Origin of the sequence: Paraburkholderia sp. 35.1 (genome assembly GCF_050436525.1) — a bacterium.
Taxonomy (GTDB): Bacteria; Pseudomonadota; Gammaproteobacteria; order Burkholderiales; family Burkholderiaceae; genus Paraburkholderia; species Paraburkholderia tuberum.
In genome coordinates, this window is record NZ_JBNDMJ010000003.1 from 2018584 (window position 1) to 2038632 (window position 20049).

Genomic DNA, 20049 nt, shown 5'->3' on the forward strand with positions numbered 1-20049 from the left:
AAAGGGCGCTCGCAACGAGCGCCCTTTTTTGCATTGTCGTTTGCTAGCGTGCCGCTAGCTACGGGTTAGCTCTGCATCAACCGCTTCTGTCGCGCGACGCTCATGATCAGCCCGATCGCGACGCCCAATGTAGTCAGCGCGGTGCCACCGTAACTCATGAACGGCAACGGCACGCCGACCACCGGCAGAATCCCGCTCACCATGCCGATATTGACGAACGCGTACGTGAAGAACGCCATCGTCAACGAGCCGGCCAATAATCGCCCGAACAATGTCGCGCCGTTGGCCGCGATGTAGAGCCCGCGCGCGATCAATAGCATGTACAGCGTGAGCAGCACGATTCCGCCTGCCAAACCGAACTCTTCCGAAAACACCGCGAAGATGAAGTCGGTGTGCTTCTCGGGGATGAACTCCAGATGCGCCTGCGTACCCTTCAGCCAACCCTTGCCGAGCGGGCCGCCCGAGCCGATCGCGATCACCGCTTGAATCGTGTGGAAGCCTTTGCCGAGCGGGTCCGAGGTCGGATCGAGCAGCGTGCAGATGCGGTGCTTCTGGTAGTCGTGCATCAGCGGCCACTGCACTTCGGGCTGACAGATCTTGTCCTGGAACGCCGCGATCGACGCAACCGCAATCACGGCCGCGATCAGCACCGGCACGATCAGCTTGAAGCTCAGCCCCGCGAAGTAAATCACGAACAGGCCGGCCGCGAACACGAGCACGGCCGTGCCGAGGTCGGGCTGCTTCGCGATCAGGCCGACCGGCACGATCAGGATCACGAAGCCGACCAGGTAGTCGTACCAGCGCATCACGCCTTCGCGGCGCTGGTAGTACCAGGCGAGCATCAGCGGTGTGGCGATCTTCATGATTTCCGATGGCTGGATCACCACGCCGACGTTGATCCAGCGCTTCGCGCCCTTGCGCGTAAGGCCGAACATAGCGACCGCGACCAGTAGCGCGATCCCGAACGCGTAGAGCGGGACCGCGAAGCGCATCAGCGTATTGGGCGGCACATTGGCGAGCCCCCACATCAGCACGAAGGTGAGCAGGATGTTGCGCAACTGGTCTTCGACACGGCCCGGCATATCGAGCGTCGCGCTGTACAGCGTGACGATGCCGACGCACAGCAGCAGAAACACGATCAGTGCGAGCGGACGGTCGAAGCCTACGAACATCCGCTTGATGCGCTCGAGCCAGGCGCGCTTGTCGAATTGCATGCCTTTCTCCTTATTCGTCGATGCCGCCGGCGGCCGGCTGGCGCGGCGACGCGCCCTGGAAGCTGTCCTCGCGCGATGGTGCCGCGACGCTCGGCGCCGGCTCGCTTGCCGGACGGGGCTGGTGCGGGGCGCCGGACGTACGCGACGCGGACTTCTTTGCCACGGACGAAGCCGATGCCGGCTTCGCCGCCGAGGCCGCGCGCGCTGCGGTGGCCGAAGCCGCTGCCGGCGCGGTGGCCGGCACCGTTGCCGCCGCGCCAGACGACGCCGCCACCGGCGCAGACGCGCCATTCGCGCCCGAAGCCGCAACGGCCGCCGACGCACCGGAGGCCACCGCGGCAGCCGCCGCCCCTGGCATCGGCAGTGCCTTGAAGCCCGCCGCAATCTTGAGCGGCTGAGCGCCATCATGCGACACAGGCGTATCGCCGACCTGCGGCGCGGATGCTTCGAGCGTGGTCGATGCCGCTACCGCGACGGCCGCTTCTTCCGCGCCGGGCTTGTTCTTGCCGACCAGGTAATAGTCGAGCACCCTGCGCGCGATCGGACCGGCCGCCTCCGCGCCCCAACCGCCGTTTTCGACGACCAGCGCGAGTGCGATCTTCGGTTGATCGGCCGGCGCGAAGGCGATGAACAGCGCGTGATCGCGCAAATTCTCCGCAACCGCGTGACCTTTGTAGTTCGCGCCTTGGAGCGAGTACACCTGCGCGGTACCGGTCTTGCCGGCCGCCTGATATGGCGCGCCCGCGAATACTTTGGCCGCCGTGCCGTTCGTGACCACGCCTTCCATCGCGCGCTTGATGAAGTCGATGTCCTGCTGCTTGACCGCGATCTTGTCGCTCGGATCGCGCACCACCGGCCGCGTGTCCTTCGTGATCGGATTCTCGATGTCGCGCACGAGGTGCGGCTTCATCACGACGCCGTTGTTCGCGAGCGTTGCGGTGGCATGGGCGAGCTGCAGGATCGTGAACGAGTTGTAGCCCTGGCCGATGCCGAGGCTGACCGTTTCGCCTTCGTACCACTTCTGCTGCTCGGGGCGGCGGTACGCGTGGCGCTTCCAGTCGGTCGACGGCAGGATGCCCTTCGCTTCGCCGGCGATGTCGATGCCGGTGATCTGCCCGAAGCCCCACGGCTTCATGAAGTTCGCGATGTTGTTGACGCCGAGATCGTGCGCGAGCATGTAGAAGTACGTGTCGTTCGACACGACGATCGCGCGGTTCATGTCGATCCAGCCTTGGCCCGAGCGCACGTCGTTGCGGAACGTGTGGCCGCCGAACGTGTAGTAACCGGGGTCCTGGAAGCCCCAGCTCGGCGTGCGCTTGTGCAGCGTCAGCGCGGCGAGCGCCATGAACGGCTTGTAGGTCGAGCCCGGCGGATAGGTGCCGTGCAGCGGCCGGTTCAGGAGCGGATGGTCGGGCGAGTTGTTCAGCTCGTCCCAGCTCTGCTGGTCGATGCCGTCGACGAAGGAATTCGGATCGAAGCTCGGCGCCGACACGAATGCGAGCACGTCGCCGGTGGACGGCTCGATCGCGACGAGCGCGCCGCGGTGTCCGGCGAACGCCTGCTCGGCGACCTGCTGAAGGCCGATGTCGAGCGACAGCACGAGGTTGTTGCCCGGGGTCGCCTGGGTGCGCGACAGCGTACGCACCGGGCGGCCGCCCGCCGTCACCTCGACTTCCTCGAAACCGGTCTGGCCGTGCAGCTCGGTCTCGTAGCTCTGCTCGACGCCGATCTTGCCGATGTAATCGGTGCCCTTGTAGTTGTTCGCGTCAAGACGCGGATCGTAGTGATCCGGATCGCTGTCGTTCTGATCGCTGGCGTCGTCGATGCGGTCCTGGTCGCGTTGCGAAATCCGTCCGATGTAGCCGATCACGTGCGCGGCGGTCGGCCCGAGCGGGTACTGGCGGAACAGCCGCGCGCGCACTTCGACGCCAGGGAAGCGGAAGCGCTGCGCGGTGAAGCGCGCGACTTCGTCGTCGGTCAGGCGCGTGCGGATCGGCAGACTTTCGAAGTTCTTCGAGTCTTCCTGCAGCTTCTTGAAGCGGCGACGGTCGCGCGCATCGATCGACACGACGGTGGCGAGGTTGTCGATCACGTTATCGAGCGTGTCGTTCAGCTTCGACGGGGTGATTTCAAGCGTATAGGCCGAGTAGTTCTTCGCGAGCACGACGCCGTTCCGGTCGGTGATGATGCCGCGGTTCGGCACGATCGGCGCGACGGAGATGCGGTTTTCATCGGCTTGCAGCGAGTACTTGCTGTAGTGCCAGACCTGCAGGAACAGGAAGCGGAAGCCGATCAGCCCGAAGCAGACAAACACGAACAGGCCCGCCGCCGCGACGCGCAGGCGGAATTTCGTGAGCTGCTGTTGAGTGTCCTTGAATTCGGTCATGCGATTCTGCAAAAGGCCGGCATGCGGCCATCAAGAGTGTGCGCCCAAACTGGCCGCGGCCGGTGGGCCCGATGCGGGATCAAATGGGGCGAGTATCGTCCGGGTCGGCGGGGCGGCGCTGCGGCATCAGCAGCAAGATGCTGGCGACCGGCCATAGCGCCGCTTCGACGAAACCGTCGATCAGATAACTCCAGCCTGGAAACGCCGCGCCGGTCAACAACCGGATCACGAACGGCACCAGTTGCGCGACGACGAGCAGCGGCATCACCGCGAACATTTGCACGCCGAGCGACATCCACAGCACGCGGCGGTGAATCGTGATCGCGCCGTACGAGAGCAGCGTGTAGGCGAGCGCGTGCTCGCCGAGCAGGCTCGCGTTGTGCACGTCCATCAGCAGACCGAGCAGAAAAGCGATGCCCATGCCCACCTTGCGCGGCTGATGGACATTCCAGAACAGCAGCACGAGTGCGACGAAATCGGGCACGCCGGCGAGACGCCCCCACGGCATCAGGTTCAGCAGGAACGCGGAAGCGAGGCTGAACGCGATGAAGTACGGGTTGACAGGCTGCAGGATGTATTGCGGGCGATTCATGGCTGAGCCCCCGGCTCGGCTTGCGGCTTCACGTTCTTCGCGGCGGCCGGCTTTTCGGCTTTCCTGTCGGCTGCGGGCTTGTCGGACTTCTTGTCGGCCGCAGCTTTGCCCGGCGCCTTTTCCACGGATTTGGCTGCGGGCTTTTCGGTCGCCGCTTTGTCGGCGGCGTTCCTGTCGGCTGGCCTGGCGGCGGATTTGTCCGCCGCGCCCTTGCCGTCCGCTGCTTTGGCGCCCTTCTTCGCTTTCGCTTCCTTCGCGACGGTTGCCGCGTCGGGTTCGTCCGCCGGGCGCGGCGGCGCGTTGTTCTGGACGTGCAGCACGAGCACCTGACGCGCACCGCGCACCGCGGCGACCGGCAGACTGACTACGCGCGCAAACGCGGTGTCGGCCTGCTTGTCGACGCGCACGACCTTCGCGACCGGCAGCCCCGGCGGATACACGCCGTCGAGGCCGCTCGTGACGAGCTCGTCGCCGGTCTGGACGTCGGCGCTGATCGGCACGAAGCGCAGATCGAGCGTGTCGCCCTTCGGCGTACCGTAGATCACGCTGCGCAAGCCGGTGCGCAGAATTTCGACCGGCACCGCCTGGTCCTTGTCCGTCAGCAGCGTGACTTCGGCCTGCAGCGGGAACACCCGTGTGACCTGGCCGATCACGCCATCTTCGTCGACGACCGGCGAGCCGTTCTGGATGCCTTGCTGCGCGCCGCGTCCGATCACGACCTTCTGCGTGAACGGATCGCGCGTGTCGTACTGGATTTCGGCGGGCAGCGATTGCGTGGTGAGGCTCTGCGACAGTTGCATCAGCGCGCGCAGATGGCCATTTTCGGCGGCGAGCGACGCGGCCAGATTGGCCTGCTGCGACAGCCGCAGATCCTTCGCGCGCAGTTTCGCGTTCTCGTCGCGCAGCGTGGCGCTCGTCACGGCGAGGTCGGCGGCGCCCATGAAGATGTCGCGCGGCACGAGCGCTGCGCGCTGCAAAGGATAAAGACCCGCGCCGAGCACGCCGCGGACGATTTCGAGCGTCTGGAAGCGGGCATCGGAGATCAGCAGGGCGAGCGCCAGCACGACGAAGAACACCAGTCGGGCCAGAGCGGAGGGGCCTTGCTTGAACAGGGGCGGCGGACTGTATTCCATGGTCGGCGCCGGGGGCGTGAGCGGTTGGGTGAGACGGCGACGCGCAAGGCGCGCGCGGTCAGCGAGCGGAGGCTGGTCGGCCCAGCCAACGACAAAGCGGCCCGCAAGGGGCCGTGTGCCAGATCCGCGCTACTGACATGGGAGGAAGGCTCGCTTACTCGTACGAGAAGATGCTGCCGAGCTTGTCCATGCGTTCGAGCGCCATGCCCGAGCCGCGCACGACGCAGGTCAGCGGGTCTTCGGCGACGAGCACCGGCAGGCCGGTTTCTTCGGCGAGCAGGCGATCGAGGTCGCGCAGCAGCGCGCCACCGCCGGTCAGCATCATGCCGCGCTCGGCGATGTCCGCGCCGAGTTCCGGCGGCGTCTGTTCCAGTGCGATCTTCACCGACGACACGATCTGGTTCAGCGGATCGGTCAGCGCTTCGAGGATTTCGTTGCTGGAGATCGTGAAGCTGCGCGGAATGCCTTCCGACAGATTGCGGCCCTTCACTTCCATTTCCTTGACTTCGGAGCCCGGGAACGCGGAGCCGATTTCCTTCTTGATGGCTTCGGCGGTCTGTTCGCCGATCAGCATGCCGTAGTTGCGGCGGATGTAGTTGACGATCGCTTCGTCGAACTTGTCGCCGCCGACGCGCACCGAGCCCTTGTACACGATGCCGCCGAGCGAGATCACGCCGACTTCTGTCGTGCCGCCGCCGATGTCGACGACCATCGAACCCGTTGCTTCCGACACCGGCAGGCCCGCGCCGATCGCGGCAGCCATCGGTTCTTCGATCAGATACACCTGCGAGGCGCCCGCGCCGTGCGCGGCTTCCTTGATCGCGCGACGCTCGACCTGGGTCGAACCGCACGGCACGCAGATGATGATCCGAGGCGACGGCGAGAACATGCGCGATTCGTGAGCAGTCTTGATGAACTGCTTGATCATCTGCTCGGTGACGGTGAAGTCGGCGATCACGCCGTCTTTCATCGGGCGGATCGCCTCGATGTTGCCCGGCACCTTGCCGAGCATCTGCTTGGCTTCCTTGCCGACTGCCTGAATGGTCTTCTTGCCGTTGGGGCCGCCTTCCTGGCGGATCGACACGACCGACGGTTCGTCGAGAACGATGCCCTTGCCGCGCATGTAGATAAGGGTGTTGGCGGTGCCGAGGTCAATCGCCAGATCGTTAGAGAAGTAGCTGCGCAAAAAACCGAACATTCAAAATCCTGTCTCGCTGGGGGCCGGGCCTCGCACCGTATGCGTAGGGCGGCAGCGGAAAAATAACAGCTTCAACCGGGCGGTAGCGACGCCACATGAACTTGAAGCCGCGGGGGAGTCTACCGGAGGCCGTTGCAAAGCCAGGGCGGAAAGCGCCGGACGTTCTTGGAATTGTCCGCAAGGCCTTGGTAAGTCGGTCCGGGTTTGGGTCGAACGCGTAATGATACCTTATAATTTTGGATGTTTTGAAGGAAACGGAGCGCACATTTTGTCATTGCCGCTCCTTTTTCAGGATTGTCCTATCTTGTCGTAACCCGCTGTTACAACGCGACTTTTTAACTGTTGTGACATTCCACCCTTTCCGGTGACTGCATGGCTCTGACCCTGACCGATGTAAAACGCATCGCGCATCTCGCGCGACTCGAACTGGCCGATGCCGACGCCGAGCACACGCGTGCCCAGCTCAATGATTTTTTCGGCCTCGTCGAGCAGATGCAGGCGGTCGATACCACCGGCATCGCGCCGCTTGCCCACCCGATCGAGCAGATCGAAGACGTCGCGCTGCGTCTGCGTGACGACGCCGTCACGGAGACGGTCGAGCGCGAGGCTTTCCAGCGCCCCGCGCCGGCCGTTCAGGACGGCCTGTACCTCGTGCCGAAGGTGATCGAATAAGACCCGCCGGGCAGACCCCGGGTCTGGCGTCGGCGCGAGCCTCCGTGGTCCAGACGCGCGTCCTCGCCGCGAACCTTGCCGGACCGGTCTGCCGACGGGCAACCGAAGGCCTCCACGGCGGCGTGACCACGCTGCCGCGCTTTCCAGGATAAAACGCAATGCATGAAAAAAGTTTGAGCGAACTGCGCGCCGCGCTCGCGGGCAAGGAATGCTCCGCAGTCGAACTGGCGCAGCTGTACCTGAAGCGGATCGACGCGGCCAATAGCCTGAACGCGTTCATTCAGGTCGATCCGGAACTGACGCTCGCGCAGGCGAAAGCCGCCGACGCGCTGCTGCACACCGGCCATGCGGGCCCGCTGGTCGGCCTGCCGATCGCGCACAAGGATGTGTTCGTCACGAAGGGCTGGCGCTCCACGGCCGGCTCGAAGATGCTCGCGAACTACGAAAGCCCGTTCGACGCGACCGTGGTCGCGCGTCTGCAGAACGCCGGCATGGTGTGCGTGGGCAAGACCAACATGGACGAGTTCGCGATGGGTTCGTCCAACGAGAATTCGTATTTCGGCGCCGTGCAGAATCCGTGGGACCGCAAGGCCGTGCCGGGCGGTTCGTCGGGCGGCTCGGCTGCCGCCGTGGCCGCGCGTCTCGCGCCCGCCGCGACCGGCACCGACACCGGCGGCTCGATCCGCCAGCCGGCGTCGTTCTCGGGCATCACCGGCATCAAGCCGACGTACGGCCGGGTGTCGCGCTACGGCATGATCGCGTTCGCGTCGTCGCTCGACCAGGGCGGCCCGATGGCGCAAAGCGCCGCGGACTGCGCGACGCTGCTCAACGCGATGGCCGGCTTCGACGAGCGCGATTCGACGAGCCTCTCGCACGAGCGCGAGGACTACACGCGCTATCTCGGCAAGTCGTGGCAGGACGGCGGCACGGACAAGCCGCTCGCCGGTCTGCGCATCGGCCTGCCGAAGGAGTATTTCGGCCCCGGTCTCGCCGACGACGTGCGCGCGTCGATCGACGCCGCCTTGAAGCAGTACGAAGCGCTCGGCGCGACGCTCGTCGAGGTGTCGCTGCCGAAGACCGAACTGTCGATCCCGGTCTACTACGTGATCGCGCCGGCCGAAGCATCGTCGAACCTGTCGCGTTTCGATGGCGTGCGGTTTGGCCATCGCGCGGCCGAGTACCGCGATCTGCTCGACATGTACAAGAAGTCGCGCGCCGAAGGCTTCGGCCCGGAAGTGAAGCGCCGCATTCTGGTCGGCACCTACGTGCTGTCGCACGGCTACTACGACGCGTACTACCTGCAGGCGCAGAAGATCCGCCGCATCATCGCGCAGGACTTCCAGCAAGCGTTCAAGCAGTGCGACGTGATCATGGGACCGGTCGCGCCGTCGGTGGCGTGGGACATCGGCGCGAAGGGCGACGATCCGGTGCAGATGTATCTGGCCGACATCTATACGCTGTCGGTGAGCCTCGCCGGCCTGCCTGGCATGAGCGTGCCGTGCGGTTTCGGCGCGGGCGCGAATGCGCAGCGTCCGGTCGGTCTGCAGATCATCGGCAACTATTTCAACGAAGCCCGGATGCTGCAGGTGGCCGACGCGTTCCAGCGCGCGACCGACTGGCACCGTCAGGCACCGGCAGGAGTGTGAGCACCATGACCAAACAATGGGAAGTCGTGATCGGTCTGGAGACCCACACGCAGTTGTCGACGCATTCGAAAATCTTCTCGGGCACCGCGACCCAATTCGGCGCCGCGCCGAACACGCAGGCCAGCCCCGTCGATCTGGCCTTGCCGGGCACGCTGCCGGTGATGAACCGCGGCGCGGTCGAACGCGCCATTCAGTTCGGCCTCGCGATCGGCGCAACGGTGGCGCCGCGCAGCATCTTCGCGCGCAAGAATTATTTCTACCCGGACCTGCCGAAGGGCTACCAGATCAGCCAGTACGAAATCCCCGTCGTGCAGGGCGGTCAGGTGACGATCCAGGTACCGGCCAATGAAAAGGCGGGCAAGGAAGCGTACGAAAAAACCGTCAACCTGACGCGCGCCCACCTCGAGGAAGACGCGGGCAAGTCGCTGCACGAAGACTTCGCGGGCATGACCGGCATCGACCTGAATCGCGCCGGCACGCCGCTGCTCGAAATCGTCACCGAGCCGGAAATGCGCAGCGCGGCCGAGGCCGTTGCCTACGCGAAGTCGCTGCACACGCTCGTCGTGTGGCTTGGCATCTGCGACGGCAACATGCAGGAAGGCTCGTTCCGCTGCGACGCGAACGTGTCGGTGCGTCCGGTCGGCCAGAAGGAATTCGGCACGCGCACCGAGACCAAGAACCTGAACTCGTTCCGCTTCCTCGAAGAAGCGATCCAGTACGAAGTGCGTCGCCAGATCGAGCTGATCGAAGACGGCGGCACGGTGGTGCAGGAAACGCGTCTGTACGATCCGGACAAGCGCGAGACGCGTTCGATGCGCAGCAAGGAAGACGCGCATGACTACCGCTATTTCCCCGACCCCGACCTGATGCCGCTCGTGATCGACGCCGCGTGGGTCGAGCGCGTGAAGAGCGAGATGCCCGAACTGCCGGAAGCGATCCAGCGGCGCTTCGTGTCGCAGTACGGACTCACGCCGTACGACGCGAACGTGCTGACCTCGAGCAAGGCGACGGCCGCTTACTACGAAGCGGTAGTCGCCAAGTTCGGTGCGGCCAACGCGAAGGTCGCGGCGAACTGGGTGATGGGTGAAGTGTCGTCGCAGCTCAACCGCGAAGGCCTCGACATTGCCGCGTGCCCGGTCTCGGCCGCGCAGCTGGCGCTGGTTCTGCAACGTATTGCCGACGGTACGATCTCGAACAAGATCGCGAAGGAAATCTTCCTCGCGATCTGGGAAGACAAGGCCACCGACGAAGCCGCCGCCGACCGCATCATCGAGGCGAAAGGCTTGAAGCAGATTTCGGACACCGGCGCGCTCGAAGCGATCATCGACGAAGTGCTCGCCGCGAACCAGAAGTCGGTCGACGAATATCGCGCCGGCAAGGAAAAGGCGTTCAACGCGCTGATCGGCCAGGCGATGAAAGCAACCAAGGGTAAGGCCAACCCTGCTCAGGTCAATGAATTGCTCAAGAAGAAGTTGTCCTGAGTTGAAGTGCCGCGGGCCGGGCGTGATCGCGCCCGTGTCACCACGGGCCGTTGCCGGATCGAAGCAGGGCAACGGCCCGTTTTATTTTGCGGACCCGCTTCAGCCGGTTAAGCATAGGTAAGCGTAGACCTTGGAGTGTATGCATGACAAAGCAACCCGATCTCGACGATTTCCGCGTGCCGTATTTCGACGACGGCAAGAAAAAAAACCACTTCTCGCTCGACCATTTCGATCCGAAGGCGAAGCCGTTTTCGAGCGGCTCGAAAGACGCTGACCGCGCGCGTCTGTCGGAAGTAGGCCTGCTGCTCGACAACCTGCAGGAGCGGCTGCACGCGCAGCGCAAGCGCCGCGTTCTGCTAGTGCTGCAAGGCATGGACACGAGCGGCAAGGACGGCACGATCCGCGCGGTATTTCACGAAGTCGACCCGCTCGGCTTGCGCATCGTGCCGTTCAAGGCGCCGACGCCCGTCGAACTCGCGCACGACTTCCTGTGGCGCGTGCATGCGCAGGCACCCGCGGCCGGCGAGCTGACGATCTTCAACCGCAGTCACTACGAAGACCTGCTCGTGCCGACCGTGCTGGGCGCGCTCGACGCCGCGGCGTTCCAGCAGCGGTGCCGCCACATCCGTCAGTTCGAGGAGATGCTCGCCGACAGCGGCGCGACGATTCTCAAGTGCATGCTGCACATTTCAAGGGACGAGCAGCGTGTGCGTTTGCAGGAGCGCATCGACGATCCGTTGAAGCACTGGAAATTCGACGTGTCGGATCTCGAAGCGCGCAAGCAGTGGGACGCGTATCAGTCCGCGTATCGCGACACACTGGCCGCGACGTCGACCGAATACGCGCCGTGGTACGTGATTCCGGCCGACTCGAAGACGCATCGCAACGTGATGGTCGCCGAACTGCTGCTGCGCACGCTCGACGCGCTAAAGCTCGAATATCCGCCGGCCAAGGAATCGCTGAAGGGCGTCAAGGTCGAGTGAACGCGGCCTTGCCCCTTGGCTTCAGAAACGAATCGAACAAAAGAGGAAAGACATGTTGCGTGTGATTACCGCCAACCTCAACGGCATCCGCTCGGCGGCGAAGAAGGGCTTTTTCGACTGGTTCGGCGAACAGGGCGCCGACGTGCTTTGCGTGCAGGAAATCAAATGCTCGCAGGACGACATGACGCCGGAGTTTATGGCGCCGCATGATTTCACCGGCTATTTCCAGCATGCGGTAAAAAAGGGTTATAGCGGCGCGGGCGTCTATACGCGTCATGAGCCGGACGAAGTGGTCATCGGCTTCGGCAGCGAGGAGTTCGACCCGGAAGGGCGCTATGTCGAGTTGCGTTTCGGCAAGCTGTCGGTGGTCTCGGTGTATGTGCCGTCGGGGTCGAGCGGCGACGAGCGCCAGCAGGCCAAGTTCCGTTTCATGGACGAGTTCATGCCGCATCTCGCCGAGCTGGCGAAGGAGCGCGAGGTGATCGTGTGCGGCGACGTGAACATCGTGCACAAGGAAATCGACATCAAGAACTGGAAGAGCAACCAGAAGAATTCGGGCTGCCTGCCCGAAGAGCGCGCATGGCTCGACAAACTGTTCGACGAAGTCGGTTATGTGGACGTGTTCCGCACACTCGACCAGCGGCCCGAGCAGTACACGTGGTGGAGCAATCGCGGTCAGGCGTATGCGAAGAACGTCGGGTGGCGGATCGATTACCAGATCGCGACGCCGGGCATCGCAAGCAAGGCGAAGCGCACCGACGTGTTCCGCGACATCAAGTTCAGCGACCATGCGCCGCTGACCGTCGACTACGACCATAAGGTCAAAAAGTAAGCCCACCGGCCGCGACGCGTGCAGCGCCGTGGCCCGCCGGCAGTCGTAGAACCGGGGTATCAGTCGCGCGCAGGCTTGCGGGTCGGCCGACCGATGCCTGCATAATCGGGCAACTCGTCGACGCTCTTGCCGATTGCCTTCGCGTACAGCGGCAGCATGTCCGGCAGCCGCTTGATGATGTCGTCGCGGCGCGCCGGCGTGTACGGGTGCACGTAGATGAAGCCCTGCTTGCGACTGCTGCGCGTCGCCTGCGCGAGCTTATCCCACAGCGTGACCGCCGCGCGCGGATCGAAGCCGGCGCGCGACGCGATATCGCTGCCAATCACGTCGGCTTCGGTTTCGTCGGTGCTCTCGTACTTCATTTCCAGCAGACGCGAACCGATGCCGAGCGGCGCCATGCCCAGATCGGCGAGGCCGAACAGTTGCGAAATCGTGCCGGACGAATCGAGCTGGCTCGCCTGCAACTGACCGAGCCGCATGCGCGCGTGCTCGCGCAACGCGTGCGCGATCTCATGGCCGATCAGCATGCCGACCTCGTCGTCGTTCAGGCGGACGCGATCGAGAATCCCGCTATAGACGACGATCTTGCCGCCCGGCAGGCAGTACATGCGGATGTCGTTCGAGCGCACCACCGCGACTTCCCACTTCCAGAGCTTGGCTCGCTCGTTCCATTTCAACGAGTACGGAATCATCCGGTCGATGATCGAGCGCACGCGCGTCACGCGCGCGTCCGTCTCGCCGTACAGGCGGTTCGCGTGGCTGGCGCCGTAGACGATCTGGTTGAACTCCTCGGCGGCCTGCGCCTCGAGCATCGACGACGGGATCAGGTTGCGAAACACCATGTAGCCACCGTAGCGCAGTTGCGGGCTCACGTAGTAGGGCGGCGGGACGGCCCCGGGGGCCGATGCCGCGGCGGGCGCTTTGGCGGTGGCGGGGGCGTGCGCGGGCTGCGGCGCGGAGCCGGAAGTAGCGGCGCCCGGAGCGCCACCGCTAGCGCTGGGCGTGCCCGGGGCACCGGCGTTGGCACCGGTGCTGTTATTCGCGCCAGGATTGGCACCGCCGGCGCTGTTGTTGCCGCTGTTGCCGGCTGCAGCCGAAGTCGCGTTTTCCGCGGCGCTGGTGCCGCTGGTCGCGGACCTGGCCGCAGGCATCGGGGCTGGGTTGGGCGTCGCACCGCTGGTGGTCGCGGCGGCGGCGGCGGCCGGCGCGGGCGCTTGCGCGCCGCTCACCGGGCTGGCGCCAATCGCCGGCGTGCCGGCCGCATAGGCGCCCGCCGGCATCGCCAGCGCGACGCTCGCGCAACCGAGGACGCTTACGGCGCCGAGTGCGGTGCGGCGCGCGCGGGTCGGAAGCGGTACCTTCACGACCGGTCCCTCCACGGCGCGATACGCACCAGTAGCAGCATGCCGGGCACCGCGAGCGCGGTGCAGAGGATGAAGTAGTCGAACCAGCCCATCCGCGCGACCACATAGCCGCTCGCCGCCGACGCGAGCGTGCGCGGCACCGACGCGAGGCTCGTGAACAGCGCGAACTGCGTCGCGGTGTAGCGCGGATCGGTGGTGCTCGCGATATACGCGGTGAACGCGGCCATCGTGAGACCGGTGGCGAAGGTCTCGAAGCCGTACACGAGCGCGAGCGCGACCGAGCGTGGATCGAACTGCACGCTCCAGTCGATGCCGACGAACGACAGCAGCTTCGTCGTCCCCTGGCTCAGTGCGACGGCAATGTTGTAAATCGCGGCAAGTCCGGGCGAGTCCGGGCCGAGATGCGCGAGCCACGCGAAGCCGAGCGTCGACACGATCTGCAGCAAACCGAAGATCCACAAGCCGCGGCCGATGCCGATCTTCATCAGCCAGATCCCGCCGACGATGCCGCCCGCGAGACTCGCGCCGAACGCCGTGGTCTTGGCGATCACGCCGATCTGCGTGCGCGAAAAACCGATGTCGAGGAAGAACGACGTGGACAGCGTGGTCGCCATCGTATCGCCGAGCTTGTACAGGAAGATGAAGCCGAGCACGAAAAGGGCGGTGCGCCAGCCGTCGCGCTGAATGAATTCCCTGAACGGCTCGACGATCGCCTCGCGCAGATTCTTCGGCGGCTCGCCGTGCACCTCGGGCTCGCGCACGACCAGCGTCATCAGAACGCCCGGCAGCATGAACGCGGCCGTCACGATGAACACGGTGCTCCACGGCAGATGATCGGACAAAATCAGCGCGAGCGAACCGGGCACGAGCGCCGCGATCTTGTACGCGTTCACGTGCACCGCGTTGCCGAGGCCCTGCTGCGTGTCGCTGAGCAATTCACGCCGGTACGCGTCGATCACGATGTCGGAGCTCGCGCCGAAGAACGCGACCAGAGCGGTCAGCGCGGCGACGGTCCAGATCGATTCGCGTGGCGACACGAAACCGAGCGTCGCCATCGCGCCGGCCACGAGCAATTGCGTGACGAGCATCCAGCCGCGCCGTCTGCCGGGCCGCCAACCGGGCACGCGCGGTACGTAGCGGTCCATCAGCGGTGCCCAGACGAATTTCCAGGTGTACGGAAACTGGATCAGCGCGAAGAGGCCGATTTCCTTCAGATTGACGCCTTCCGAGCGCAGCCACGCCTGCACGAGGTAGACGAGCGTAAACAGCGGCAATCCCGACGTGAAGCCGAGAAAGACGCAAATCAGCATGCGCGTATTCAAAAACGCGCGCCAGCCGGGATGTTCTTCGTGAGCGGTAAGTGCGGGCGCCTCGTGCGGCGGGTTCGACATGTGGATAAGTGACGTTAGCTTTTCTTGACGCGATAGACCGCAAGACTACCACGCCAGTTCACGCCCCAACGCACCACCTGTCCGTCATGCAGCACGACGCGATCGAGAATCTCGATGCCGACCTCGGGCGCGAGCGCTTCGAAGTCCTTGATCGTCAGCACACGCACGTTCGGCGTGTTGTGCCATTGATAAGGCAGCGACTTCGACACCGGCATACGCCCCTGCAATACCGACAGCCGATGCGCCCAATAGCCGAAATTCGGAAACGACACGATGCATTGCTTGCCGACGCGCACCGTCTCGCGCAGGATCGCCGCGGTCTGATGAATCGTCTGCAGCGTCTGCGACAGCACCGCGAAATCGAAGCTGCCGTCTTCGAACAGGCGCAGGCCGTCTTCGAGATTCTGCTGGATCACGTTGACGCCCTTCTGCGTCGCGGCGAGCACGCCGGCGTCGTTGATCTCGATGCCGTAGCCCTGCACGTCCAGTTCTTCGTTCAGCAGCGACAGCAACGAGCCGTCCGCGCAGCCGAGATCGAGCACGGTCGCGCGCGGTTCGACCCAACGGGCGATCGCGCGGAAGTCCGGGCGCAATGCCAGGTAATCAAGTGCTCGCTGGTTCATGCGTTGACCTCGTTTGCAATGCGTTCGTAGTAGGCGCGCAGCAGGTTGTGATAGCGCGCATCGTCGAGCAGGAAGGCGTCGTGGCCGTGCGGCGCGTCGATCTCCGCATAGGTGACCGTGCGCTTGTGGTCGAGCAGCGCCTTCACCAGTTCGCGCGAGCGTGCCGGCGCGAAACGCCAGTCGGTCGAGAAGCTCGCGATCAGATACTTCGCGGTGGTGTGCGCTAGCGCGGCGGTCAGATCGCCGTCGAAGGCCTTGGCCGGATCGAAGTAGTCGAGCGCGCGCGTGATCAGCAGGTAGGTGTTCGCGTCGAAGTAGTCGGCGAACTTGTCGCCCTGATAGCGCAGATACGATTCCACTTCGAATTCGACGTCGAAGCTGAAGTTGTAGTCATCGAGCGCGCCTTCCGCGCGACGCAGCGAGCGGCCGAATTTTTCGGCCATGTCGTCGTCCGACAGATACGTGATGTGGCCGATCATCCGCGCGACGCGAAGGCCGCGCTTCGGTTTCACGCCGTGCGCGTAGTAGTTGCCGCCGTGGAAGTCGGGGTCTGACAGGATCGCCGAGCGTGCGACCTCGTTGAACGCGATGTTCTGCGCGGACAGTTTCGGCGTCGATGCGACCACGATGCAATGCGCGACCCGCTCCGGATACATCATGCTCCACGCGAGCGCCTGCATGCCGCCGAGACTGCCGCCCATCACGGCGGCGAAGCGCGTGATGGCCAACCCGTCGGCGACGCGCGCCTGAGCGTTGACCCAGTCTTCGACGGTGACGACCGGAAAGGTCGCGCCATACGGCTTGCCGGTCGCGGGGTCGATGCTCATCGGCCCGGTCGAGCCGAAGCACGAGCCGAGGTTGTTCACGCCGATCACGAAAAATTTGTCGGTATCGAGCGGCTTGCCCGGGCCGACCATGTTGTCCCACCAGCCGATGTCCTTCGGATCGTCGGCGTACACGCCCGCCACGTGATGCGATGCGTTCAGCGCGTGGCACACGAGCACCGCATTGCTGCGCGCGGCATTGAGCGTGCCGTAGGTCTCGACCATCAGGTCGTAGCCTGCGAGCGAGCTGCCGTTGCGCAATGGCAGCGGCTCGGTGAAATGCATTTTTTGGGGAGCGACGATGCCGATGGATTCCATTCATTCCGCCATTGAGTCAACAGGGCGGCTAAACGGCGTCGGCGAAGCACGAAGAGAAGGACGGTGTGCGCAGCTGACGACCTCTTTAGCCGCATTTATAGTGAACCGCGGGCCTGGGGCCAAGGGTTCGCGCGCCCGCAATCGAGTCAGCAAATCGGCGCGTGAAGGGGTGTGAAACCGGGTGCGACGTGTTTCGGGATGCCTTGGCGCGGTCCGTTATGCATCGGAAGGCCGCGGCAACATCAGGCGCAAAGTATAGCGGAAAATTCCGCGCGGCAGCGGCACGGGCGATGCCGCGCGAAGGGTGCGAGTCCTCGCGGACTACTGAAGAATCAGCAGCAATTGCTCGTCCGCGTGTTCGGCAGGCGGCCGCGCGAAACCGCTGCGCACATAGCGATGCCAGCGGCCGATTACATAGCTCACTACCAGGCTCGCGCGAATGGCGGGATCGTAGCCGGCAGGCAACGCAGTGGATTGCGGTGCGGTCTGCGGGCCGGCGTTGCCTGTGACGTCGTTATCCGCACGGGCAAGCGCTTCGGTCTGCGCGAGCCGCAAGCACTGCTTCAGCGATGCCTCGACGCGCTCGAGCATCTGGTTCACGCGCTCGGTGAGTCGCTCGTGCTCGCCGATCAGCGCCTCGCAGGTCAGCACGCGCGTCATGCCGGGATTTTTCGCGGGAAAGTTGAGCAGCATCAGCGCGATCGCGCGCGCCTGCAGCACGCCGTTGTTTTCGTGATTGGTGATCTGGTTGATGAGGCCGAACAGCGTCTGCTCGATGAACTCGATCAGCCCTTCGAACATCTGCGCCTTGCTGGCGAAATGGCGATACAGCGCGGCTTCCGACACACCGAGCCGGGCGGCGAGCGCCGCCGTGGTGACCTTCTCGCGCTTCGGCGCCTCGAGCATGCTGGCAAGCGTCTGCAGGATGTGCACGCGACGCTCGCCCGGCTTCGGACGCGGCGAGCGTGTGGCGGCCGGCGCCGCGGGGGAGGCTGCGGCTGAGGTTTCGTCAGGCTTGTCGATCGGCTGCATGGCTGTGGTCCCCCGGCTGATGTCGTTGGCGGCTTTCGTCCCTACTGTCCCGGCTTGCGTCCCTTCCATCGAACCGAGCGCGTGCCCAGTCGTAGCGATTTTAGCGAACGAATGCTGCGGTCGACATAATGCGGCCGGCCGGTGCCCGGCAGGCGCGTCGGTACACCGTCCGCGTGCGGCTGGCGCGGCAGGTGCCCGGTGATCCACACGGTGCGGATGCCGAGCCGTCGATAGTTTTTCAGGTGCGAACGCGTGTCCTCGACGAGGATCGCGTCTTTCAGCGACACGTGCGCGTCGCGCATCGCGCGGCGCAGCATCGCGTGATCGGGCTTCGCGCGCCATCGGCGGCGATCGCGCATGTGCTCGATCGCGATCACGCGCTCGAATAGCCGCTCGATGCGCAACTCGGCGAGCACTGCGCGCGCGTAGGTTTCGGGCGCGTTGGTCAGCACGATCTTGCGGCCCGGCAGCGCCGCGATCAGACGCGCAACGCCGCGCTCGTGGCGGATCATCGAGCAGAGGTCGGGGAACGTGTGCACGACCTTCAGGAAGTCGTGCGCGTCGAGCGGATGGTGGCGCGTGAGACCGAGCAGTGCTGCGCCGTAGCGCAGCGTGTAGCCGGTGCGCAGACGGTTGGCTTCGTCGATGTCGACTTGCAGCGCGTCGATGATGTACTGGGTCATGCCGCGATTGATCGCGGGGAAAATGGCATGTGACGCGCGGTGCAGCGTGTTGTCGAGATCGAACAGCCAGACGGGCTTGCCGCCTGCGAGGTCAGGACGGCGGCGCCGCGAAGAGGGGGTGCGCATGGTGGATTTCTTCACCCGCTGACGGGCGTTTCATGCTGCGGATGCGCAGAGATTGCCGCATCAACGCTCGGGGGCGCGCATGGACTGCCGGCCGCGAGGTGGGGCACAGGCGTCGCGCCGCTCGGACGCAACCCCTGTGCCGGGGATGCCGCAACGATCAATGCGAGCGGATCATCGTGCCGAACGGCTGTTCGGTCAGAATTTCGAGCAGCACCGAGTGCTCGATGCGGCCGTCGATGATGTGCACCGAGCGCACGCCGCTCTTCGCCGCATCGAGCGCGGACGAGATCTTCGGCAGCATGCCGCCGGAGATCGTGCCGTCTTCGAACAGACCGTCGATTTCGCGCGCCGACAGGTCGGTCAGCAGATTGCCTTCCTTGTCCATCACGCCGGGGATGTTGGTCATCATGACGAGCTTTTCGGCGTTCAGCACGACCGCCAGCTTGCCCGCGACGAGATCCGCGTTGATGTTGTACGACAGGCCGTCTTCGCCGAAGCCGATCGGCGAGATGACCGGAATGAACGCGTCGTCCTGCAACGCCTTCACGACCGCCGGGTTGATCGACTCGACTTCGCCGACCTGGCCGATGTCGACGTACTGGCCCGGAGTTTCGCGATCGGGCATCAGCATCTTGCGCGCGTGGATCAGGCCGCCATCCTTGCCGGTCAGGCCGACCGCGTGGCCGCCGAAGTGGTTGATCAGCATCACGATGTCCTGCTGCACCTCGCCCCCGAGCACCCATTCGACGACTTCCATCGTCTCTTCGTCGGTGACGCGCATGCCCTGAATGAACGTGCCCTGTTTGCCGATTTTCTTAAGCGCCTGGTCGATTTGCGGACCGCCGCCGTGCACGATGACCGGGTTGATGCCGACCAGCTTCAGCAGAATCACGTCGCGCGCGAAGCCCTGCTTCAGACGCTCTTCGGTCATGGCGTTGCCGCCGTATTTGATGACCACGGTCTTACCGTGATACTGACGGATGTAAGGCAGCGCCTCGGCCAGAATTTCGGCTTTCAGGGTGGGCGCAATCTGCGAGAGGTCGGGAAGCTCGGACATGGCGGCAGGCTCGGGCACGGAACAGTTAAAACAGCGCGAATTGTACAGGACTGGCGCGCTGCAACAGGGTTTTCGGCCGCGGCGCGAGCGACGGGCGGTGCAGGTTTGGCGTACCGCACCATGACGGGCCGCGGGGGTGTCGAACAGCAAGCGTAACGCACTTGCGTGACGGCTGTGCATTGGCCGAACGGACGACTGCACCTGAGCGTGTCAGTCATGGCATCATGGCTTGATCAATGTCCCCGGCCCTGAGCGCCGATCTGCGATGAAATCGTCTTCCCCCCGCTCCGAACGCAGCGCACGCTGTCCGCGTTGCGGCAATGCTTTCGACTGCGGCATGCAGACTGAGCCGTCCAACTGCTGGTGCCGCGCGCTGCCGCCGCTACCGGTCGAGCGGTTAAAGCCAGGCGGCCGGTGTCTGTGCCCGGAGTGTCTGGCCGCGGAGATTGCACAGGCGACATACGAGGCGAGTGAGCATGAGCGGCCGTGATGGT

At 64.8% G+C, this 20049-nt stretch carries 18 protein-coding genes; 6 read left to right on the forward strand and 12 right to left on the reverse strand.

Going from position 1 to position 20049, the window contains the following annotated elements:
- Positions 1 to 65: 65 nt before the first annotated feature.
- The 5 genes from rodA to OKW27_RS29500 all read right to left on the reverse strand — a co-directional run bounded on the left by rodA (position 66) and on the right by OKW27_RS29500 (position 6523).
- Entirely contained in the window at positions 66 to 1214 is a 1149-nt protein-coding gene (rodA, locus tag OKW27_RS29480; protein ID WP_184025834.1) for a rod shape-determining protein RodA, read from the reverse strand.
- Positions 1215 to 1224: 10 nt separating this feature from the next.
- On the reverse strand, positions 1225 to 3600 hold the full coding sequence (gene mrdA / locus OKW27_RS29485; RefSeq protein ID WP_429335572.1) for a penicillin-binding protein 2: 2376 nt from the start codon (positions 3598 to 3600) through the stop codon (positions 1225 to 1227).
- Between the two features lie 79 nt (positions 3601 to 3679).
- Positions 3680 to 4192, reverse strand: coding sequence for a rod shape-determining protein MreD (gene mreD, locus OKW27_RS29490; RefSeq protein ID WP_090802227.1), 513 nt, complete (start codon positions 4190 to 4192; stop codon positions 3680 to 3682).
- Positions 4189 to 5325 carry a rod shape-determining protein MreC gene (mreC, locus tag OKW27_RS29495; RefSeq protein WP_187612099.1) on the reverse strand — a complete coding sequence of 379 codons (1137 nt, stop codon included), beginning with the start codon at positions 5323 to 5325 and terminating at the stop codon, positions 4189 to 4191. Before mreC ends, mreD begins: the two co-directional genes overlap by 4 nt.
- Positions 5326 to 5479: 154 nt before the next feature.
- Positions 5480 to 6523 carry a rod shape-determining protein gene (locus tag OKW27_RS29500; RefSeq protein WP_004189550.1) on the reverse strand — a complete coding sequence of 348 codons (1044 nt, stop codon included), beginning with the start codon at positions 6521 to 6523 and terminating at the stop codon, positions 5480 to 5482.
- Positions 6524 to 6895: 372 nt separating this feature from the next.
- On the opposite strand from OKW27_RS29500, the gene gatC reads away from it, so the two are divergent.
- From gatC to OKW27_RS29525, 5 genes are all read left to right on the forward strand, one after another.
- On the forward strand, positions 6896 to 7195 hold the full coding sequence (gene gatC / locus OKW27_RS29505) for an Asp-tRNA(Asn)/Glu-tRNA(Gln) amidotransferase subunit GatC (protein ID WP_018419087.1): 300 nt from the start codon (positions 6896 to 6898) through the stop codon (positions 7193 to 7195).
- Positions 7196 to 7353: 158 nt separating this feature from the next.
- The gene (gene gatA, locus OKW27_RS29510) at positions 7354 to 8841 is read left to right on the forward strand and encodes an Asp-tRNA(Asn)/Glu-tRNA(Gln) amidotransferase subunit GatA (RefSeq protein ID WP_429335573.1); all 1488 of its coding nucleotides are present in this window, start codon (positions 7354 to 7356) and stop codon (positions 8839 to 8841) included.
- 5 nt (positions 8842 to 8846) lie between these two features.
- Positions 8847 to 10322, forward strand: a complete 1476-nt coding sequence (gene gatB, locus OKW27_RS29515; protein ID WP_429335574.1) for an Asp-tRNA(Asn)/Glu-tRNA(Gln) amidotransferase subunit GatB — start codon at positions 8847 to 8849, stop codon at positions 10320 to 10322.
- Positions 10323 to 10465: 143 nt separating this feature from the next.
- Positions 10466 to 11305: a PPK2 family polyphosphate kinase gene (locus tag OKW27_RS29520; RefSeq protein WP_429335575.1), complete on the forward strand. Its 840-nt coding sequence runs from the start codon at positions 10466 to 10468 to the stop codon at positions 11303 to 11305.
- A gap of 52 nt (positions 11306 to 11357) precedes the next feature.
- On the forward strand, positions 11358 to 12137 hold the full coding sequence (locus OKW27_RS29525; protein WP_090802219.1) for an exodeoxyribonuclease III: 780 nt from the start codon (positions 11358 to 11360) through the stop codon (positions 12135 to 12137).
- A gap of 59 nt (positions 12138 to 12196) precedes the next feature.
- Here OKW27_RS29525 and OKW27_RS29530 read toward each other — a convergent pair whose 3' ends face one another.
- From OKW27_RS29530 to argB, 7 genes are all read right to left on the reverse strand, one after another.
- The gene (locus tag OKW27_RS29530) at positions 12197 to 13501 is read right to left on the reverse strand and encodes a M48 family metallopeptidase (protein ID WP_429335576.1); all 1305 of its coding nucleotides are present in this window, start codon (positions 13499 to 13501) and stop codon (positions 12197 to 12199) included.
- A complete protein-coding gene (locus OKW27_RS29535; RefSeq protein WP_429335577.1) occupies positions 13498 to 14892 on the reverse strand; it encodes an AmpG family muropeptide MFS transporter in 1395 nt (464 codons plus the stop codon). Before OKW27_RS29535 ends, OKW27_RS29530 begins: the two co-directional genes overlap by 4 nt.
- 14 nt (positions 14893 to 14906) lie before the next feature.
- Positions 14907 to 15515 (reverse strand): methionine biosynthesis protein MetW, encoded by a 609-nt coding sequence (metW, locus tag OKW27_RS29540; protein ID WP_090802214.1) that lies wholly within the window; start codon positions 15513 to 15515, stop codon positions 14907 to 14909.
- Positions 15512 to 16657: a homoserine O-succinyltransferase MetX gene (gene metX, locus OKW27_RS29545; protein ID WP_429335578.1), complete on the reverse strand. Its 1146-nt coding sequence runs from the start codon at positions 16655 to 16657 to the stop codon at positions 15512 to 15514. Before metX ends, metW begins: the two co-directional genes overlap by 4 nt.
- 321 nt (positions 16658 to 16978) lie before the next feature.
- Positions 16979 to 17689, reverse strand: a complete 711-nt coding sequence (gene slmA / locus OKW27_RS29550) for a nucleoid occlusion factor SlmA (protein WP_429335579.1) — start codon at positions 17687 to 17689, stop codon at positions 16979 to 16981.
- A gap of 41 nt (positions 17690 to 17730) precedes the next feature.
- Positions 17731 to 18498 carry a pyrimidine 5'-nucleotidase gene (locus OKW27_RS29555; protein WP_429335580.1) on the reverse strand — a complete coding sequence of 256 codons (768 nt, stop codon included), beginning with the start codon at positions 18496 to 18498 and terminating at the stop codon, positions 17731 to 17733.
- 157 nt (positions 18499 to 18655) lie between these two features.
- Positions 18656 to 19555, reverse strand: a complete 900-nt coding sequence (gene argB / locus OKW27_RS29560; RefSeq protein WP_018419098.1) for an acetylglutamate kinase — start codon at positions 19553 to 19555, stop codon at positions 18656 to 18658.
- Positions 19556 to 19820: 265 nt separating this feature from the next.
- Between argB and OKW27_RS29565 the strand changes: the two genes are divergently transcribed.
- Complete coding sequence (locus OKW27_RS29565) at positions 19821 to 20045, forward strand: cysteine-rich CWC family protein (RefSeq protein ID WP_429335581.1); 225 nt, start codon at positions 19821 to 19823, stop codon at positions 20043 to 20045.
- Positions 20046 to 20049 lie beyond the last annotated feature (4 nt).

What these genes read in the sequence shown, in the direction of transcription:
- OKW27_RS29520 (WP_429335575.1), top strand. Translation starts at nt 10,466, where the DNA reads ATGACAAAGCAACCCGATCTCGACGATTTCCGCGTGCCGTATTTCGAC.
- mrdA (WP_429335572.1), bottom strand. Translation starts at nt 3,600, where the DNA reads ATGACCGAATTCAAGGACACTCAACAGCAGCTCACGAAATTCCGCCTG.
- gatC (WP_018419087.1), top strand. Translation starts at nt 6,896, where the DNA reads ATGGCTCTGACCCTGACCGATGTAAAACGCATCGCGCATCTCGCGCGA.
- mreD (WP_090802227.1), bottom strand. Translation starts at nt 4,192, where the DNA reads ATGAATCGCCCGCAATACATCCTGCAGCCTGTCAACCCGTACTTCATC.
- argB (WP_018419098.1), bottom strand. Translation starts at nt 19,555, where the DNA reads ATGTCCGAGCTTCCCGACCTCTCGCAGATTGCGCCCACCCTGAAAGCC.
- gatB (WP_429335574.1), top strand. Translation starts at nt 8,847, where the DNA reads ATGACCAAACAATGGGAAGTCGTGATCGGTCTGGAGACCCACACGCAG.
- metX (WP_429335578.1), bottom strand. Translation starts at nt 16,657, where the DNA reads ATGGAATCCATCGGCATCGTCGCTCCCCAAAAAATGCATTTCACCGAG.
- OKW27_RS29565 (WP_429335581.1), top strand. Translation starts at nt 19,821, where the DNA reads ATGAAATCGTCTTCCCCCCGCTCCGAACGCAGCGCACGCTGTCCGCGT.
- slmA (WP_429335579.1), bottom strand. Translation starts at nt 17,689, where the DNA reads ATGCAGCCGATCGACAAGCCTGACGAAACCTCAGCCGCAGCCTCCCCC.
- rodA (WP_184025834.1), bottom strand. Translation starts at nt 1,214, where the DNA reads ATGCAATTCGACAAGCGCGCCTGGCTCGAGCGCATCAAGCGGATGTTC.
- metW (WP_090802214.1), bottom strand. Translation starts at nt 15,515, where the DNA reads ATGAACCAGCGAGCACTTGATTACCTGGCATTGCGCCCGGACTTCCGC.
- mreC (WP_187612099.1), bottom strand. Translation starts at nt 5,325, where the DNA reads ATGGAATACAGTCCGCCGCCCCTGTTCAAGCAAGGCCCCTCCGCTCTG.
- OKW27_RS29555 (WP_429335580.1), bottom strand. Translation starts at nt 18,498, where the DNA reads ATGCGCACCCCCTCTTCGCGGCGCCGCCGTCCTGACCTCGCAGGCGGC.
- OKW27_RS29500 (WP_004189550.1), bottom strand. Translation starts at nt 6,523, where the DNA reads ATGTTCGGTTTTTTGCGCAGCTACTTCTCTAACGATCTGGCGATTGAC.
- OKW27_RS29535 (WP_429335577.1), bottom strand. Translation starts at nt 14,892, where the DNA reads ATGTCGAACCCGCCGCACGAGGCGCCCGCACTTACCGCTCACGAAGAA.
- gatA (WP_429335573.1), top strand. Translation starts at nt 7,354, where the DNA reads ATGCATGAAAAAAGTTTGAGCGAACTGCGCGCCGCGCTCGCGGGCAAG.
- OKW27_RS29525 (WP_090802219.1), top strand. Translation starts at nt 11,358, where the DNA reads ATGTTGCGTGTGATTACCGCCAACCTCAACGGCATCCGCTCGGCGGCG.